This is a genomic window from Patescibacteria group bacterium (genome assembly GCA_041661625.1).
Classification (GTDB): Bacteria; Patescibacteriota; Patescibacteriia; order JAHIZJ01; family JAHIZJ01; genus JBAZUB01.
The window spans coordinates 442,536-462,736 of sequence record JBAZUB010000001.1 but is presented as its reverse complement, the minus strand read 5'-3'; the positions used below and the strand labels follow the sequence as shown (position 1 = coordinate 462,736).

General features: G+C 51.3%; 9 protein-coding genes and 1 pseudogene. 7 read left to right on the top strand and 3 right to left on the bottom strand.

What is annotated here, in order from left to right; translation table 11 throughout:
* Positions 1-14 precede the first annotated feature (14 nt).
* Positions 15-650, bottom strand: a complete 636-nt coding sequence (locus WC734_02310) for an SOS response-associated peptidase (GenBank protein MFA6197970.1) — start codon at positions 648-650, stop codon at positions 15-17.
* 45 nt (positions 651-695) lie between these two features.
* Complete coding sequence (locus WC734_02305) at positions 696-1,694, bottom strand: hypothetical protein (GenBank protein ID MFA6197969.1); 999 nt, start codon at positions 1,692-1,694, stop codon at positions 696-698.
* A 390-nt stretch (positions 1,695-2,084) separates the two neighbouring features.
* Between WC734_02305 and WC734_02300 the strand changes: the two genes are divergently transcribed.
* Positions 2,085-2,333 carry a hypothetical protein gene (locus WC734_02300; GenBank protein ID MFA6197968.1) on the top strand — a complete coding sequence of 83 codons (249 nt, stop codon included), beginning with the start codon at positions 2,085-2,087 and terminating at the stop codon, positions 2,331-2,333.
* 117 nt (positions 2,334-2,450) lie between these two features.
* Here WC734_02300 and WC734_02295 read toward each other — a convergent pair whose 3' ends face one another.
* Positions 2,451-3,743 carry a M23 family metallopeptidase gene (locus WC734_02295; protein ID MFA6197967.1) on the bottom strand — a complete coding sequence of 431 codons (1,293 nt, stop codon included), beginning with the start codon at positions 3,741-3,743 and terminating at the stop codon, positions 2,451-2,453.
* Between the two features lie 313 nt (positions 3,744-4,056).
* Here WC734_02295 and WC734_02290 point away from each other — a divergent pair.
* The 6 genes and pseudogenes from WC734_02290 to WC734_02265 all read left to right on the top strand — a co-directional run bounded on the left by WC734_02290 (position 4,057) and on the right by WC734_02265 (position 20,197).
* Positions 4,057-5,175, top strand: a pseudogene (locus WC734_02290) (class I tRNA ligase family protein).
* Positions 5,161-7,572, top strand: a complete 2,412-nt coding sequence (locus tag WC734_02285; protein ID MFA6197966.1) for a class I tRNA ligase family protein — start codon at positions 5,161-5,163, stop codon at positions 7,570-7,572. The pseudogene WC734_02290 and the gene WC734_02285 overlap by 15 nt, the downstream one beginning before the upstream one ends.
* 18 nt (positions 7,573-7,590) lie before the next feature.
* A complete protein-coding gene (locus WC734_02280; GenBank protein ID MFA6197965.1) occupies positions 7,591-8,241 on the top strand; it encodes an L-threonylcarbamoyladenylate synthase in 651 nt (216 codons plus the stop codon).
* Complete coding sequence (gene rsmA / locus WC734_02275) at positions 8,234-9,052, top strand: 16S rRNA (adenine(1518)-N(6)/adenine(1519)-N(6))-dimethyltransferase RsmA (protein MFA6197964.1); 819 nt, start codon at positions 8,234-8,236, stop codon at positions 9,050-9,052. Before WC734_02280 ends, rsmA begins: the two co-directional genes overlap by 8 nt.
* 135 nt (positions 9,053-9,187) lie before the next feature.
* Complete coding sequence (locus WC734_02270; protein ID MFA6197963.1) at positions 9,188-10,006, top strand: hypothetical protein; 819 nt, start codon at positions 9,188-9,190, stop codon at positions 10,004-10,006.
* 3 nt (positions 10,007-10,009) lie between these two features.
* Positions 10,010-20,197, top strand: coding sequence for a carbohydrate binding domain-containing protein (locus WC734_02265; protein MFA6197962.1), 10,188 nt, complete (start codon positions 10,010-10,012; stop codon positions 20,195-20,197).
* The last annotated feature ends 4 nt before the right edge of the window (positions 20,198-20,201 follow it).

Below are 20,201 nucleotides of genomic sequence, written 5' to 3'. Positions count from 1 at the left end.
CGCCTACGGAATTTCTAAATTGGTTTTATCACACTCGGTGTATCGTTTTTGACCGAATTTATCAGATTGGATACTCGGCGACTTTCTATTGGTTCGGCGTAAGGACGAAGCAACGCCAGTTCTTTTTCTGGTTGCGCCTTAGCGTCGAGCCAAGTTGATTCCTCGCCGGGAGATAGAATTACCGGCATGCGATAATGCACTGGGGCAACTGTGGCATTGGCGTTGGAGGTGATAATCGCGAAGGTGGGGCAACTATCTCTATCCGGATTGCGAGCTGGCTCCCAGATGCCGGCAAACGCGAACGGCTGATGTTGTGGCAGAGTAAAATAATATGGTTGCCGGTTTTGATCCCATTCAAAGAAACCATCGGCAAGTATTAGGCAACGGCGTAGGCGCAGGGCGTTTTGAAAAGCCGGGCGCTCCTGGATGCTTTCTGCTCGGGCATTGATCAGGCCGGACTTGGATCGGAGCCAGCTGGGTTGCAAACCCCAACAGCCCAAAATAATTTTCCCAGCCCGATGATTGGTAATTATGGGTAGCTGTTGAGACGGTGCCGCATTATAACGCGGCAAAAAAGCCCGTTGAGCAATCGCGTGCCAGCGCTGCTCAAGCTTTTTTACATCCGCGACGATGGTAAACCGACCGCACATGTGATGGCGATTATATAATCAACACTGGCTGACTTGGCACAATCGCTAGCTAGGCGTGGTTCCAATCAGCCAAATGAAAAATCCAATATATCCCAGCCCCATTAGTATGCCCAGAACCGCGTACACCTTATAATGACCATTGGGTTTCGAAAAAACCTGGGGATCGCGCGGTAAAGATTTTAGATTCATGAACAACAGGTAAGTGTAAGCCGCCATGATGGGCGCCACGATAATGCTGATTAAGGAACTCAGGATGCCCATCGAGATGGCACCCAAGACGCCGCCCGCTAAGCCCAGCAAAAAACCAAATGCCAAGAATCTCCAAAAAACCGCCCACCAGTGCCCATAGACATACTGCCAGCTGCGAACTAGAGCGCTATATCCTTTGGTATCTTCGGTCAACAGTACTATCAAACTGAAGGAGATTGCTATGCTGGCGATAATGCCAGGCACGTACAATAACATCATGCCGCCCATAACGACCAGCATGGTCAAAATATATACCCACAGAAACGAACCAAACTTTAACCAAGCAAAACTATAAGCTTGTTTAACGCCAACTTCTGAGTCTGATCGAACCACGTGATACATGGCGATGTACCCCAAGTATGAGAACAGGCTAATGGCCAATATCGCAATAAGGCAGATCGCAAACAGCAGTATTGATCCGCCAATGTCGAATGATTCATTGTTTACCGCGGAGCTGCCAATGCCAGATGTAAACAGCGTTGTCAAGCCACCCACCAGCATTAGAATAAAAATTGCTGCGCTGGCTAGTATTTGAAAGGCCATAATGCCAAAGTAGGTCTGCCAACGTTTAATGAACAGATTCCAGCTGGCCTTCACTAGGTCGATTACGCCCATCAATTGGTCGGGGTTATTTTGGGGAATAGGAGCGGACGCGCCAGATTCAACCTGTCGAAAACCGGCGGCGATGTCTTCCTCCTTCCAGCCGTTTTGGCTGAGCAGGCCGGTGATCTGTGCTTTGGTTTTACCCGCCGACTTCTGCTCCCTGATAAATGCGATTAGTTGTTTAGTGATCATTGTAAAAGGGTTACATTTATTGTGTGCCTGAGGCAATTATAATCCAGTGTCAGTATCGACGCAAACGTGCTCAGTTCTTTTTCTGTCTATCATGACAGCAAGAATGCCGTCATTTCCGGTTTATTAGAGTAAGAAATATGGATGGGCTCTCGACACCTTTATATTCCCCAAGTGTTTAATACTAGTTAGTATATGAGTTACAGTGTTGGTAAAGGCCTTTAATAATTAAAGAAATGCCATGTCCAAGATGAATAACGCTCAGGCTGTTTGCGTTAACACGGTCGATAATAGGCCAGGTAAGGATAAGACTACCGCTAGGTTATATTATCGCCCCCCTCCCATTTGATCTCAAAAAAATTGGAGGGACGCGAATTATTTATGAAATGACACATGACAATTTCGAGTTTGAAAACTAGTCACAGAAAACGCGGAAAGCTGATAGTTTCGTTGCTATTGATGTTTGCATGTAGCGCACTTCTTGTTTGGGGGTTGTTTGGTCTGACGAAGCGCGTTTCCAAGTCAGCACCATTATCGTCTTACGGAAAAGAAAGCGTCAGCGGATCGTTGCGCGAAGGGTACTATGGCGGAACCAGTACAGCCGAAACATACGATCAAAATATTTCCAGCCGCGCCATATGATCAGTTGATGGAATTCGCAAATTTACACTTAACAAATACTTAAATAACTACATTCTACAGTTGTATACGATCGCAGAACAAAACAGCCGCGTTGCTGCGGCTGTTTTTGCCAGGGTGTTAGAGATATGAAAGTGGATTAAGCTTGCGTCCGCCGCTGATGACTTCAAAATGCAGGTGCGGTCCAGTACTACGGCCGGTATTACCCATGTTGGCTATGTTCTGACCTTTAGATACCTGCTGGCCAGCCGTGATAAATGTCTTGCTTAAGTGGCCATACAGCGTTCGCCGTCCATCGGCGTGTTCCAGAATGATATATAACCCGTAACCGCCCTTGTTCCAACCGACCGTGGCGGCTCGGCCACCTTCAGCCGCGTAGATGGGTGATCCGATGTCGCCGTCAATATCAACACCGGTGTGGCCGCGTCGAAAATATTGATTAATCTTATGGCTGGAAGTAGGCCAGACCATCTTTTGTGAAGCCGATACTTTGACTGGGGGCAGCGGTTGTGAATTGTCGGCCGATGATTGATATTGGCCCGCCCGGGATTGAGCCAAGGTCGGTTTTGGGGTGACAACTTCCGGTGCCTCGCCGCCCGGCACGATCAGTATATCTCCGACTTTGATATCGTCAGCTGAAGCCAGTTTATTGAAATCAATAATAGCCGAACTGTCCACACTGTATAGTTTTGCCAGCGAAGCCACCGTGTCGCCCTTTTTCACCTGGTGGGAAACACCGCTCATCGGCAATATGGTTAGTTTCTCTCCGGGTTTGATATAATCTTTAACTCCCAGACGATTTTCTTGTAATATCGTATCCGTTGAGATGCCGAATTTCTGAGCAATAGTACTGACCGTGTCGCCGCCTTCGACAACATAGTATTCAACTTGGTTGCGATCTTGCTCGGTGGCGTCAGTGGTGGGCATGTTGGGCTTGATAATCGCACTACCTCCTTGGGCCAACGACACTTGAGAGTCGGATTCAGTATCGGTGCCATTGGTATCGGTGCTGGTCAACGTACTACCGACCAGGCCCTTCTGGCTCGCGTAACTGACCGGTTTAGCCAGCTGAGTATCGGAAGTTTCTTCCACGACCGTCGCATCAGATGAATTATTCAAAAACTTCACCACCAAACTACCCGAGCCGAATTCCTCGGCGGAGACTTCGCGAGTACGCAGGCTGTTGATAGTCACGCCGGCCGCAATACATAGGATCATTAGGTGGATGACAAAGCGACTGGAGAATAAAAACAGAAAACGGTTTCGAACCGGTCCGAGACGTTCGACGATGCGGCGCTTGATTGGGAAATATACGATATATAGCTTCAAAATTACGTATCGGAACAGCCAGCGCCAGATAAGTTCCAACGGTTTAAGCAATATCCAATAGATGATCAGTCCAATTCCGCGCAAAACATAAGAACACCCGCGGAGGAAACGGCGGATGAAGATAATGCTGAATTTTGTGAGATTGAGAGTTATATCGGCTTGGTTAAGCCTCTTATATTTTGGCTAATATAAGGGCTAAAACAGGGCTCCAGGTGCCAAATCATCGGAGGTAGTAACTCGCATAACTGGCAGAATATCACAATTAACCCCGACTGTCAATGACGTAAGGGGTATGATAAAATCATTGGAATAAGACGGTTTTCGTGATATATTAGCTACGGTATCTGGCCGCATTTGGAAGCTGGCTGCCGGTCATTTATTACAACACCTTCGAACTATGTCGGATCAGCGGAAACGAGCCAGTGGGAAGTATTTGGCCAGTAAAATTGAGGCAAAATGGCAGCGCAACTGGGAAAAGCACCCCCAAACGGCTCAACCTAACTCCAAACTGCCCAAGAAATACGTTCTGATTGAATTTCCCTATCCATCGGGGGATGGTTTGCACGTCGGCCATGTGCGTCCATATAGCGCTATGGACGCGATAACCCGCCAGTCGCGTTTGGCTGGCCACAATGTTCTGTTCCCAATTGGCTGGGACGCGTTTGGTTTACCGACCGAAAATTACGCCATCAAAACCAGTCAGCATCCACGAAAAGTTACCAATGCTAATATTGCCAACTTCCGCCAGCAGATGAAAATGCTAGGGCTGTCTTTCGATTGGTCACGGGAGGTAGACACCACCGATCCGGCTTATTACAAATGGACCCAGTGGATATTTTTACAACTGTTTGAAAGGGGGTTGGCCTATCAGGCTACAATGCCGATCAATTGGTGTCCCAGTTGTAAGATTGGATTGGCCAACGAAGAAGTGGTCAATGGCAAATGCGAACGTTGCGGCACCGAAGTCACCCGGCGCATGCAGAAGCAATGGATACTCAAGATCACGGCCTACGCTGAACGGCTTTTGAAGGATCTCGATACGGTTGATTATCTGCCCAAGATCAAGACGCAGCAGGTGAATTGGATTGGGAAGAGCGAGGGAGCAGAGATACAATTCAAAATTACCAATTCAAAATTCAAAATAAAGGTATTTACCACTCGGCCGGATACCATTTTTGGCGCAACGTATCTTGTGGTGGCGCCGGAGCACGAGATAATTCAGAATGGAAAATTGAGAATTGAGAATTGGGGAGAAGTGGAGAGGTATATCAAACAGGCGGCGAAGAAGTCGGATTTGGACCGAACCGATTTGGCCAAGACGAAAACCGGTGTCGAGTTAAAGGGCATCAAAGCGGTTAATCCGGCCAACAATGAGGAGATTCCGATCTGGGTGGCTGATTACGTATTGAGCACATATGGTACGGGAGCTATTATGGCCGTACCGGCGCACGATGAACGGGATTATGAGTTTGCCCAACAGTTCAAATTACCGATTCGACGAGTGGTGGAACCAAAGTTTACAAACACGAGAGACGAATCGGCTGTTCATGAAGGCGAACCTTACGTTAAGCGGAACGCCGTCGCCGCCGTGATTCGCAATCCCAAAACCGACAAGTATTTATGCATAAGCTGGAAGACAATAAGAATGCACGGATTAGTTACTGGGGGCGTTGAGGAAGGCGAGGATATTGTTGAAGCGGCCAAGCGGGAGACGAGAGAAGAGACTGGCTATAAAAATATCCGGTTGGTTCGTGATCCGCAGGTCGCTATTCACAGCCTATTTTACCACCGGGTAAAAGAGCAGAACCGCTGGGCCAGGTTCCAGTATCTGTTCTTCGAATTGGAAAATGAAGAACGCGACCCGGTCGACGAAAAAGAAGCTGCGTTACATGAAGTTCTATGGCTGGATGAAAAGGAAATGGCGAACTTCTTTACCGTCGTTGAGGGCGAATTTGTCATGAACTTGTTGAAGAATCCCAATTATATTCATACGGGCGAGGGTGTGATGCGAAATTCCGGCCAGTTCGATGGGATGGATTCGGAGGCGGCAGGCAAGGCGATTATAAATCAATTAGTAGGGAAGAAAACATCAAACATAGTTTACATACACGGCTCGTCTGGTCGAGATAAGCGCAATGATCCTGACTATATTACTCCAAATCTTCGCCATTGGCACGGCTGGTTCGTTAGAGAGCTTAGTGAGAAAGGATATGATGTTGAAAACCCCGAAATGCCAAGAGATTGGGCACCCGTATATGAAGAATGGAAGGAAAAGTTTGATCAGGTCTATGTTGACGAAAACACCATCCTAATCGGCGATAGCGCTGGTGGCGCTTTCGTTTTACGTTGGTTGGGTGAGACGAAACGGAAGATTGGACACCTTATTTTAATTGCGCCAACTTTAGAGCTCGAACCTAAAGAGAAGCGCTTGGTCGATTTTATAGATTATACTCTAGATAAAGGTATAACCGAGAGAGCTTCGGGTGTCACAGTGTATATCTCAAATGACACACCGGCGCGGCTTTCCAGCGCCAAGAAGATAGCGCATACGTTGGGGGCAACAATAGTATCTATCCCAGGTCGGGGTCATTTTACGCTCATGGATAGTGCCAAGAATAATCAATTCCCTGAATTGCTTGACGAGGTGATTCGAATTACATCAAAGTCAGTGCCAACATATAATAACAGCCTGGCTCGTTTCGCAGTTCAGTATAAGCTCCGTGACTGGGTGTTTTCCCGCCAGCACTATTGGGGCGAACCGATCCCGATCATTCATTGTGATAAATGCGGTGTCGTACCGGTGCCTGCCAAAGATTTACCGGTTGAATTGCCCCACGTGGAAAAATATCTGCCGACCGACACGGGCGAATCACCCTTGGCGAATATGACCAAGTGGGTCAACACGAAGTGCCCCCAGTGCGGCGGACCGGCTAAGCGCGAAACCGACACGATGCCGAATTGGGCCGGTTCGAGCTGGTATTACTTGAGGTATTGCGATCCGCATAACACCAAGAAATTTGCTGAATTTGATAAAATGAAATATTGGCTGCCGGTTGATATTTACAATGGTGGCATGGAACACACTGTACTGCATTTGCTGTACTCCAGGTTCTGGCACAAGTTCCTGTTCGACCAGAAACTAGTTCCATCCGCGGAACCCTACAAACATCGGCATTCGCACGGCTTGGTATTGGCCGAAGACGGCCGCAAGATGTCGAAAAGCTGGGGCAATGTGATCAATCCCGACGATGTGGTGAAGAAATACGGTGCCGACACACTGCGCACCTACGAAATGTTTATGGGGCCGTTCGAAGATGCCATACCGTGGTCGACACAGGGCATGGTGGGCGTGTATCGATTCCTTGATCGCGTGTACAAAGTTATTTCATCCCTGGGCATGGAAAGAAAGACATTAGTCGACACGCCAGGTATGTCGATTAAAATACATAAGCTGGTAAAGAAAGTTACGGAAGACCTGGAGCGATTTCGGTTTAATACGGTCGTAAGTTCGATGATGGAGTATTTTAATGATCGTGACTTCGCCTCGAAACTTTCACATGAGGGACAACTTGAGGGGAATAGTGTTGATTATGAAGCAGTGAACAAGTTCCTGGTATTGCTATTCCCATTCGCACCACATATCGCTTCGGAATTGTGGGAGCAAATAAATGGCGGCGATATTCAGAAAGAATCGTGGCCAACGTTTGATTCGAAATGCCTCAAGGATGAGAACTTTGAATTAATTGTTCAGATCAATGGCAAGGTGCGGGGAAAAATTCCGAATGTTACTACGGGAATTAATCAAGCCGGCGCAGTGGCGGCTGTCATTGCCAATGAAAAATTGAAAGACAAGTTGGCCGGATACAAGAAAGTCGTTTACGTACCGAATCGGTTGATAAATTTTATATTATAATAAACAACGTGGGCGAGGATGATCATCCTCGCCCACGGATTCAGTATGGAAACAGTCAAACTTGGAAATAGTAATGCGCACAAGATAATGTGCCGAGCCACCGAGGTCATCAAATCCGGTGGCGTGATTGTCTATCCGACCGACACGGTCTACGGTTTGGGCTGTGATCCGTTCAATATTAAAGCGGTACACCGGCTGTTGAAAATAAAGCGGCGCAGCGAGCAAAAGGGCCTATTGTTGCTAGTAAATAGCTGGCTGCAACTGCGCCAGGTGGTCAAACCAACACTAAAACAATTAATATTGCTTAAACAATACTGGCCGGGGCCGTTGACTGTCGTACTACCGAAGCATCGGGCCGTTTCGACTCTGGTCACGGGCGGTCGCCGAACTGTGGCCGTACGATGGCCGCGGCACGACTTCGTGTCGAAATGTTTAAACATGTTGACCTACCCCATCATATCCACCAGCGCCAATTTGTCCGGCCAACCACCGGCTTACACTATTGGTAAAATAAAAGACCAATTCCAGGGCAAGCGCTACCAACCCGACTTAATAATCGATGCTGGTCGGTTGCCCAATCGGCCACCTTCGACTATTATTCAATTTACGAGTCGAAAGATCGCAGTGGTGCGCCAGGGAGCGTTACATATTAAGGAAGCTAATGCCTAATATCAGACAGCAGATACAATTCGCTGGTATTAGTCCAACCAAGTCCGCCGGACAAAATTTTTTGATGTCCGGCCAAACACTGGAAAAAATTACGGCCACCGCGCAGATTAAAAAAACTGACACGATTGTTGAGATAGGCTCCGGCCCGGGGAATTTGACGGTACATCTGGCCCGGCACGCCAAAAAAGTCTACGCGGTAGAGCGGGACTGTCGCATGATCGGGATTCTGGAGAAAAATACTTTGAAATATGACAATGTCACGATCGTTAACGACGATATTTTCAAATGGCGCAACACCCATTCAGAGTTATTACCCGATGGCGGGTACAAGATTGTCGCCAATTTGCCCTATTATCTCACTTCCCGGGCATTGCGTGAGTTCTTGGAGCGCTTACCCAAACCCAGCATGATGGTCTTCTTGCTCCAAAAAGAAGTCGCCGAGCGGATGATGTCCGAACCGGGTCAGATGAATTTGTTAGCTTTGTCGGTGCAGTATTACGCCGATGTTGAGTATCTCTTTGATGTCGATCGCACCCAATTTTGGCCGGAGCCGGAGATTGATTCGGCTGTGGTTAGGTTGTCAAAAATTCAACCCAGTGGACCAGAAGACAAACAAATGTTCCGAATCGCTCGAATTGCTTTCGCGGGCAAGCGCAAACAGCTCCAAAATACCCTAAAAAACGGTTTGAAAGTCAGCACTAAGGAAATGTTAGCCATTTTTAGTGAACTAGGACTGTTGGGTACGGTGCGGCCCCAGGAATTATCCGTCAAAAACTGGGTCAGCTTGGCTGAAAAACTTCCGATCGAGTAAAAACCCGCCCAATTGACAGACATTTGTTTGACACTGGCGGTTTATTGTGATATAATGGTGAAGTAAAAAAGTGGATAAATATCGGGAGTGACGTAAAAAAAGTCAGCCAAATGGTTATTCCCAGCCCCACCCCACATGAACCCAAAACCAAACACACTTGTAGCCTTGATTATCACCGCTGGGGCCGTTGGAATCGGCCTGGGCGTTTTTCAGTTGTACCGCGAGCTCAAATTACCCGCTCCCAAGAGTGAAAATATCGCGACAATCAATAATACCCGCAACGAACTGATCGCTCTGCAGGAACGGGACACCGATCAGGACGGTATTAGCGACTTTGACGAGCTGTATTCCTATGGTACGTCGCCGTATCTGCCCGATTCCGACAGCGATGGCATACCCGATAAGGACGAAATAGACGCCAATAAAGACCCAAACTGTCCCGAGGGCAAAACCTGCCGGGATCAGTCCGTCAACGACAACACTAACAGTAACAGCAGCAATACGAACGCATTGGCCAATTTATTCGATATTAACAACAACTCAGTCGCAAACGACAATTCAAATACGCCCATCACCAGCAATACGATCGTCAATCCCACGCTCGACCAGGTGTCCAACGAAGAACTTCGGGAAGTGCTGAAGAAGTCTGGCGTACCGTCCGAAACGGTCGACAAGATGGACGACGCGACCCTGCGCCAATTGTACGCCGAGGCCCTGCAACAAGAGAATTCCAGCAGCAATACCAACACCAACAGTAATACGAACGTAAATAGCAACGCCGTTACGAACAATAATAGCGTAACGTCGGGCAATCTCCAGAACTTATCAGCCACCGATATCCGGAAACTGCTGGTGGACAGCGGCATTTCCGCCAGCACGCTCGATCAATATGACGATGCCACCCTCAAATCAATATTTACCGAAGCGCTAAATTCTAGCAACGCCTCACAATAAAGTATGTTCGGCACGAACCCACCCAACCAAAAAAATCACAAAGCCCGCTACGCCCTGGTTGGTTTTGGCGTCGCGCTGACTCTGACCGGCACCCTATGGTTCGGTTTTGTGGCGCGTGCTATCCCAGTTGAAGTTGTGAGTCCGGTGGTTGTTGCTACCGACATTTCTACCGAAAAGCAGAGTCTGTGGCAGAAGGTGCAGTCCGCTCTGGTTAAGGCCAGTTCGGCGGCTTATCGTCAGGTCATTTCCCAATTCTTGAATCGGATGGCCTATGATACCGCCGTCTGGATCGCCACCGGTGAGCGGGGACAGAAACCGCTGACCATCAGAAATTGGGGCACCTACCTGCGCGACACCGGCGAGGGAGCGGTCGGCGACTTTCTCAACAGCATTTCCAAAGACTTTACGGGCATCAATCTCTGTACATTCAATCCGCAGACAACCATCAAGCTGAACGTCATGGCGCGCCGGGCCATGGAACCGCCCAAACCGTCCTGCCCGCTTAATGGACCGAATGGCATTCTAGCTAACTTTGACCGGATCGGTCAGATGACCATCTCGGACATGATTGACTTTCAGAAGAACTTCAATCCGGAGTCCAGCGAGCTGGGCGCGTTTATGACCATCAGCTCGACGGCGCTGCAGAAGAAAAGCGATGCCGAAGAATTGGCCAAATTCATCCAGCGGAATACCGACTTTCTTTCATCCAAGGCGACTATCACCGGCGATGCCAAGAGCCCGCCCGAAATGACGCTCCAAATTGCCCAGGTGCCGCTCTGGTCCAGCATTCAACAGTATTTTACCTACACGGGCAATCCGTACGGCGACGCGCTAAAATTGTTCGGCAATACGCTATTGAGCAAATGGCTGTCTTTGCTGAAGGACAAGGGCATATCAACGCCAGGCGGAATGAACGGCGCTGGCAGCGGCGGCGTGGCCGCAGCCAAACAGCAATTAATCGAGCTGGCCAAACCGGATTTTCAGACGCCGGGTGCGTTGGATATTCTTAACGTATTGTCCAACTGTCCGTCAAATGTTAAAGATCGCCAGCCGGAAAACTGCGTGATCGACGATCGTTTTCGGGCGGCGATCGACCAGCACCTGACCGTCAAGCAGGCGATTGACCTGGGATATCTTGAGGGCACGCGCACGTTCGGCTACGATGCCACCGGCCAGGAGCCGGAATACAACAGCGGCTATCCCTACCGCAGTTTGGTGATATTGAGAAAATATCGAATCGTGCCTTCGCTCTGGGAAACTACGGCGCTGTACTTGAAAAACTTTCACGTTCCCGCTAAAAACTATGGCATCAAGGAGCTGGTGGATATCTACGACAAAGTGCAGATACCAAACGATGCCGGCGTGATGGTGACGAATCCTTTTTACCATTTGATCGATCCAAATTGGGTGCTGGTATCGCCGGAAGCTTATTGTGCCAAGGAGGGGTCCGGCGAGCAGCTAGTCAACGAACAGTACATGCGTGTCAAAGATACGAATGGCGACGGCACGATTGATACGAACGATGTGCCGGTGCGCATTGTCACCCGGTCGAATACCTACTGCGGCGACGTTCGAACCTGCATCGATGAAAATCCGGACGGCACCTGCCGCTTCTATGGCTATTGCAGCGAGGAACGGCCCATCTGGCATTTCAAGGGTAATCAATGTGAGCCATACCAGAACACCTGTACGACTTTCCGCGGTCCGGACAGCAAAACAGTGTCCTACAATCAATCCACGACCGATGGCCTGGGCTGTACGGCCGACAACGCCGGTTGCCGCTGGTACTGCGCGACCAACGATACCAACATTGAAGATTTTGATTGCAGCGTCGATCTCAATCAGGCCGCCGGCAGCAAACGCAACTTCGACAACGGCGTGGAGAAATGCGAAGCCGGCGGCAAGGGCTGTAATCAGTACCTGCCGATCGCGGCCGGCACCAACCTGGCCGCCAACTCCAGTTTTGAGACTTTTACCGGACAGCCCGACGATTTAATTGCCGACACGTATACGATGTTCCCGCCAGCCGATCACTGGGATTGGCAGATTGCGGGTAATGTTATCGCCGTTTCGCAGCCCTACTCGGGAGTTTATTCCATGGGTGTCAACGACGCTAACACGCTGACGTATTCGATTGAGACCGGAGCGCCAATATTAAACCAGGAATATTCGCTGTCCGTCTATGCCAAGGGCCCGGCCGGTTGCCGGATATCACTGGATGCCAGTGGCGCATCGAATAACGTACCATTAACCGGCGGCGACTGGCAGCGGGTTAGTGTTTCGGGCAAAGTGGCTGGCGTACCAGCCGCTCAAACCCGTCTGTCGGTTACGATCAAGCCGGTCTGCGGAGATATCAGTAAGACCGTCTATCTGGACGACGTCCAGTTAGAAGTCGGCAGTAACGTGACGGCTTATCAGGAATACGGTGCCGGCGGTATCACCGAACGCCAAACAACAGAGAACCTTATTTCTAATGGTACGTTCAGTGTTGACAATGGAACTGATTATTACAACAAATCCGCTTTCGATAACGATATCCCATATGATGGCAAAGCTAATGGCTGGGAAGGCGCCGCTATTATCACTGAACCATCGGTCGGTTACAACGATAATTATGCAGCAGACGGAAGTGGTGGAGTAGGCACTCAGGATGTCACCGTAGCCTATGGAGAGGAATACGATGTTAGTGCGTGGGTTTATGAACCGGGAGCGTCGCCGATTAGAACTCATTGTCTCGATGAGAATCACACGATAGTTGGTGGCGCGTGTAATCTCAGTGCTCTGGCTGGTGATCCACGTACGCAGTTTGTCGGTGCTAATAATTCGGGCTGGCATTTTATAAGTTTCAGTGTTCGCAACGATAATATCGATGCTGCCTTTGTACGTGTTCGACTGGCTGACGGCAGTAGATTTGACGAGGTGTCGGTTCGTCAGATTCGAAAGTCGCTCGACTGCCGCGTCGATGAAATAGGTTGCGACCTTTATAAGCCGATCGAGAGGGGCGACAGCGTACCCGGTATTGTTCGGGGAGACGATTACTGTTCCGCCGAGTTTGCCGGATGCAAATCATACCAGCAGATGCCGGTCACCAATGGCGCGCGTCTAAATTTGGTCTCGCGCAACGGAATTAATCTTGATCTAGCCACAGGCGGTCTGAACGCATTTGATCTGATTGCTTCCTCTGGTCAAAGCTGCGAAGCGGCGGGAGTGGGCTGCGAACAATTTACCAACCTCGACGAAGAAGCCCGGGGCGGTGAAGCTATTCAATACTATAAGCATATCCGCCAGTGTCTCAAGCCCGATCCGGCGCAGTGTCTTACGTTCTATCGGTGGGAAGGCAGCGATGTTGACGGCATGGAACTAATCGCCGAATCGTTAAAACAAACGGCCGGTGGCGCACCGTACACAGAACCTGCTGCGGCGGGCGATTGCGATCCAGCTCTCGATCCTGACTGTTATACTTTTTACAACCCAACTGGTGCGTCGTTCAAGCGGCTCTACAGTAATACGGTCAGTTGTTCCGATGACTGTCATCCATTGCGCAATACACTGGATGGCCAGATTTATAACTCTATTCCGTCGCAGAGCCTGAAGTGTACGGCCAATCAGAATAACTGCCGAGAGTATCGCGGCAGCACGGGTTATAATATTCGTAAAATAATTGAAGACACGTTCGAAGACGGCGATACCGCCGGTTGGGATACGCCAGCCAATGTTACAATCAGCACGGAATCAATCAAACCGGGAGGACTGTCGGCTAAGGTGAACGGACAGATGTCGTATGCCGCCAATGACACGACCGAGTCGGGCAAGACGTATATGGTTGAGTTCTGGGCCAAGGCATCCGGTGCGGCACTCACGCTCCAGGCCGGTTATCGCAGTCCGAGCGGCGGTCACCCCGACCAAGTATTCCCAGGTACGGCTGATCTGGCTACCGGACAGTGGAATCGGTACCTGCTCGGCCCGCTTCAGTATGACGTAACAGTGGCGTCAGACGAACAGTTTGTGATTTTTGGAGCCGGTAATTTCTATATCGACAATATTATCGTGTGGGAAACCAGTGGCAATGTTTATCTCAAATACGGCACATTCAAGAGCTGCCCCAATGCGGAAGTCGGCTGTACGGCGTATAAGAACCGCGCTAATGAAACCGTGAATGTAAAAAACTTCAGCGGTTTGTGCCGGCTGGACAAAGTCGGTTGTACGGCGGCGATCGATACCCATAATTCTACCACCGCATTCCAGAGCACGGTGGGCAGCGTCACCACGATGGAGGACACGGTCCGGCCGATCGTGGTGGATTCACGCTTCAGCTGCTCCGCCAAAGATAAGGGCTGTACCGAATACGGTTTACCCAATATTACGCTGGATGATCAAGTCAAAGAATTCAAGAAAGTATATCTCAAGAACAACCCCGACATTTACACCTCCAGCCTGTGCAATGATGGCCACCTATATTGCGACCAATACCAAACGGGTATAAATAACAGTTCCACGCTCAGTTTCCGCACGCCGGGTGAGAAAACCTGCGAATACAAAACCGGCAATAATGTCGGCGGCCGGACATACGATACCTGGTTTATCAAAGGAACCAATAAATTCTGCCCGGTGGAAAAATATACCTGCGTCGGAGGTCCCAACGCTGGGCAAATTTGTTATGGTGAAACTGATAACGTATGCCCCACCTTTTGCCAGCCATATCAGGCCTATCCCATGCCGGCCCGGGTCTGTGTCGGGCCGAACGACCGGGATAATCCTGAAGCCGGTGCTAAATGTTATGGCGGTCCGCGTGACGGCGGAGACTGCAGCCAGTTGGTTGACTCAGATCATCCCACGCTGGGCTGCGGCGATGGAAAATGTTATCAGCCGACTGAAATCTGTTATGGCGGTTCGCGCGCCGGACGGACTTGCGACAGTGATGCCGACCCAAATGACGACGCGTTAGTTGATATTACTTGCGGTAAGACCTATGACGAAGGATCGGGCTATTGCGCTCCCAAAGTTTGCGCGACCAAGAATCACTGCGATAACGATGCCACCAAAGAATGCCTCAGCGATTCCGATTGCTCGGTGGGCGGACACTGTATGAACGATAAGGCTGTTCCAGCCGACTTGGAATCCCAGTGCGGCGGCGACCAAATCTGCGGATATAGCTGGGTCGGCCAGTGCCGGGAAGAAGCCAGCGGCTGTTCCGAATTCCGGGATCCGCAGTCACCGGCGCCAAACATGTCGCTGAGTCAGCGGGTTTGCAGCAATAACCTGGCTCTGATTTGCGACGAAGATTCTGACTGCGGCGGTAATAACACCTGCATACCATACCCCGGATGTAATGCTTCCTGTCGGGTCGAATTTGACGCCCAGGGAGCGTTCTATCGAACTGACGCATCGTGCAAACCATATCCTAATTCCGCGGCTACATATCGGCCGGGCTGCCAGCCGTACTATTACGTCAAGGAAAGCGTGGACCAGGCCAGCTGTGCCGGTTTGGTTAATCCCGATGAAGGCTGCGAACTGTTCAATGATACGACATCAAGCAATGGGCTAGTCTTCGACAGCGACTTGAGCCGGGCCAATATCGACAATACCAACGAACCGACCCGGTGTGATCCCGCGGCGGGCATCGGCTGCGACTCCAATACGGTGATCAAAGTGGAACGTGATCGCACCTGCAATCAATGGCTGTATTGTCGCAGCAGCTATACCGACACTGCCAAAGGTCAAAAAGAACGCAAATGTTTGTCGGTGGGCAATTGCCGCCAGATCGGTACCAACGGTGAGTGTACCCGGCCGGTGGGCGAGGGGCAATGCGATAACGATCCGGTCCGGCCTTGCCGCATTAACACGGATTGTCTCAACAATGGCCAGTGCCTCCTGCCAGCCGAAAGCTACAAACACCCCGGCATGCATTGCCACAACGCGCCGGCTACCACTTGCACGACCGGAGCCGATTGTCCGCCGGGCGATATCTGTGAACCGCCCGACAACGTGAAGCTGCAATCAATCCGACCCGACAGCCATCCCTATGATATTACTTATCCGCACCAACCGGGCCAGGTGACTGACGGCACCGATAAGCTGGCTAATATGTCCGGCTATAGCCACGTTGGTCTGACTTGGGGCTGTTCCGCTACGGGCAATCTTTGTTATTCCGATGGCGTCTGTTTTGGCGGTATCAACAATCTCGGCATGTGCCGGATTGCCTCGGACTGTCCCGGCGGCACCTGTGGCACGGTTGGGCCGGGCTCCGCCTATCCCGACCAGTGTCCGGGAGCCGACAATAATTGCAACGTTGTTCACGGTTATTACCCCGTCGCTGCTATGCGCGAGTCGGCCGGATTTGCGATTGAAAACAGCGGTTTCGGCGACCAAGCGTCACACGCCATAACCCCGTGGGAGCGGTACCCTATAACCAATCCAGTTAACTATGTCGAGGCGAGGGAGAAACCAGGCATTGGCGCCACCGACTACGGGCTGTATATCAAGGGGGCGGTCAATCAGGGCGCCCAGATAAATCTGCAAACCCAGGTGAAATCTTATTCATTCTATACGGTCTCATTTGATCTTTATTCGGGCGGTTCGGTCGCGGTGGCAGCGATACTCTGCCACGGTCCGATAGCGGCACCGGTATGCAACGAAGTCGGCCGGGTGCAAGCTACCAATCAATGGCAGCGGGTAGTGCTGCCTCCGAACTCATCCTATCGAACCGGTCCGGTTTCCGGCGATGTCTATTTACGTTTAGTTAATGTTACCGCTGGAGATCAAGAGTTTTATGTGGACAATGTCAATATACTGCCCGGACTGGAAAAGAAATCGACCCAGAAGCCGGTTGAGCTGCCGACCGATCCGCAGACCGTCCAGCGCTCCTGTCGGCTTTACCCCCAGGAGGACGCTCCCAGTTGTGAATATATGGCTTATGATGATGGCAGTAACACGGCCGTAAAAATCTCGCAAAAAGGCTGGTATGGTTACTGCCTGGAATATGACCCGCGCAACAGCAACATGTGCCTGCAGTGGTGGCCGGTTGATAAGATCAAGAGTGAGACATTGACCGGCGATCCCCAGCCAGGCTTAGCCGCTCCGATGTACCAATGTCTCCAGGAAGGCATCTATGAATTCCGCCGCGCGTTCCAGAAAACCGGTTTTGACCACGACTGTATTGCCAATGGGGACTACAGTTGCCCGATCGGCTATCAGAAAACACAGTGCTGGAAGAACGAACGTACCGGCCGGCATGACAAGTGCGTACTATTCTGTATTCCTAATGGTATTTCGAAAAACGATGTTTGTCCCGGTTACCCAGGTAGCAGAGTGTTCTACCATCCCGGCTATTGGACACAGTGGGACGGGGGTGATGTATTCTACGAATCGGGCGCGGAAGATGGCGGGCTGGGCGCGGTAGAGATTATCGCCCGGCGCTGCGACGTGGTTGGGCAAGTCGTTACTCCGCTGGGCGAAAATCGGGCCTGGAATAACCGGGTTCGAGTCGGAGCATACAACGTCTGGGATATCGGCTATACCAAAGCCGCTGATATGGATCCATACGGCAGTATTGTTCCTCCGCTCCAATCCGGAACCGAGAATGATATCAACGATCCAGCCACATGGAACTCGCGATACAATGAAAATTGGGGCGGGACGATTTACGATGGTATCAATGCCAGTCCACCGGAAAAACAACCGCTTTATGTATTGGAGCCCTCCAATCCGCGGATACCGTCATATTTTGACGAACCCGATTGGGCCAACAAAGCGCGCGCCGGCAGTCCCTACGCCTGCAAACATGGCACAACGGTTTACAGCTGGACAAGTGGATTCCCCCCGCGGCTGACTAGATCGACGGCTTACTTGTGTGATGATACCAGCCAATATGGTGCTACCACGCGCTATTACCCCCGGGAAACATTCGCCGGTGCGTATGTCCCCGGTAACTGTGCTCGAGGCAGCACGGCCAACGAGTGCAAAGGCGTCGGTCTGAAGCGGCTCCAGCGTTTATTTACCAATGTGTATGGAGTTTGGATTTGGAGCGATGGAAAATGCATTACGCCCAGCGCTAATATTTGCACGGGTAACGAATTAGCCGGTAATCCCTGTGCCGACGCCACCGAGTGCAACGTAGCCAATGGGCAATGCAGCAGTAAAAAATGCGTCGGCGGAACTAATGATGGCTCGCCTTGCGGCTGTCCGGGCGGAGAAGTGTGTTCGCTGGGCATGAAGTGCGACGCCGCCTCGGGGGCGTTGAACGGTCAAGCTTGTGGCCTCGGGGCTTGCACGGCAGTGGGCGATTCCTGCGTGACAGACCGGTGCAGCGGCGGAGTTACTGACCAGCAAGCATGTAATCCGGCCAATGTCTGTTCCGCAGGGGAAACCTGTACGCGCGGCGGCGGCGAAGACAAATGCGTGGATGATTCAAACAGCACATGCGACTGTCCCAATGGTGGCACCTGTACCGCCTACACTTTCTGCGCCAATGATCTCAACCTGCAATGCGGTAATGATGCGGGCTGCGCTTGGGCTTGCGATATGGACGACGATGGAAACGGCGACGGCGTGTTCTGCATCAGCGGTGACAATAGTCCCTGCGGCGTGGCGCCGAATCCATTGCACAATTGCCAGCCTGTTTCAGGGCGGTGCAGTGCCGCTTCGAATCGCTGTTCGAACAGCATGTCGACAACTTGCAATGACACGTGCGATCCCGGCTATACCTGCAGCGCCGGATCCAAATGCGTTAATCCGGCCATAGGCCAGTGCGCCTGCCCAGGCGCCGGAGCCTTCTGTGCGCAGGGCGTATGCAGCAATGATGGAGGCATTCTTTGCTCGGCAGCCAATCAAGCGGCAAAATGCGGTGGTGCGAATACCTGCGTTGTAGCGGCCAATGTTTGTCTCAAGGAAAACGCCCGTTGCGATTGTGGTAGCGGTGGCGGGACTTGCGTCGAAAGCCAACGATGCAGTCTGACGGGCGGGAATTGCGATGTGTCAGCTTGTGTTGACGGTCTCTGCTCGGACTTTTTCTGTGTCGGCGGCGGTTCAAAAGAAGGGGTAGCCTGTACCGGGCTAAGTGATACAACCAGCTGTTTCGACAATGTCGGAACATGCAGCAATGGTTCCTGTACCGGCACGGTTGATGGCCTGCGCGACGGTGTGGCGTGTAATATAGCCAATGGTAACGCTGATTGCTGGGCTCAGGGACAGTGCGTTACGGCGATCTGCGTCAATGGAGGCATCAACGAAGCCGGCGCCTGCGCTTCGGATGCGGCCTGTTTAGGAACGACCGCGGCTGGCGCGTGCACGGCTTTCAATGGCGTGTGTATGGACGATACGGTCGTGCCCAATATGACTACCGGTACGCCTTGCCGAGTCGGGGGACCAGCTACAGACTGTGTTAATGAGCTCGGTGTGCCATTTGGTTATTGTGCCGCTCAAACATGCGCTGGCGGTATCCGCGATTCGCAGGACTGTTCCGCAGCCGCCCCGGCACAAGCAGATCGAGATAAATGGTGTAATTTACAGGAAGGTACCGTAGGTCCATTGGAGCAGTCGTATCTGCCCGCTTTGTCGACTAATCCGATATATTCCCAGATTACCAGCGACTTTAATAATATGAACCAGTGCCGCTGTCCGGGCGGTGTCTGCGGTCTGTTTGACGTCCGTCCCAACGAAACCAGCTTCCCCAATGATTTCTGCTGGGTGCAGCCAGCCGTATTTAATATCAAGATCAACGCCCGCAGCCAGGGTGATATAACGATTCCCAATGGCGGCGGCACCGCATCGCTGCAATTCAACACCACGGTTAATTTGGAGCAACTGCCGGTCAGATGGATCAATGTCGACTGGGGTGACGGTACGACGCCGGACACGATCAAGTTTACCCCCGGCATCTTCGCCAAAGAACAGCCGACCGATCCGCATCTGATGCTGCACGATTATTCTGGAGCGGGCGGACCTTACACGGTCAGGGTTTGGATCGAAGACAACTGGGAAAAAGGCAGTGGCTACTGCACCGGCGGTGCTAACAATAATAAGAATTGCTCCGGCGACGGCGATTGTCCTGGGGGTGTCTGCGAGGGTGTTTGCCGCGGTTCCGGCGCCAATGACTTCAAACACTGCAACGCGGTCAACGCGACCGCGCAGTGCGGCGGCGCGCCGGGATATTGCTCCAGTGTTTATCAGGGCCGTATAACTGTGACGCTCTAACTAC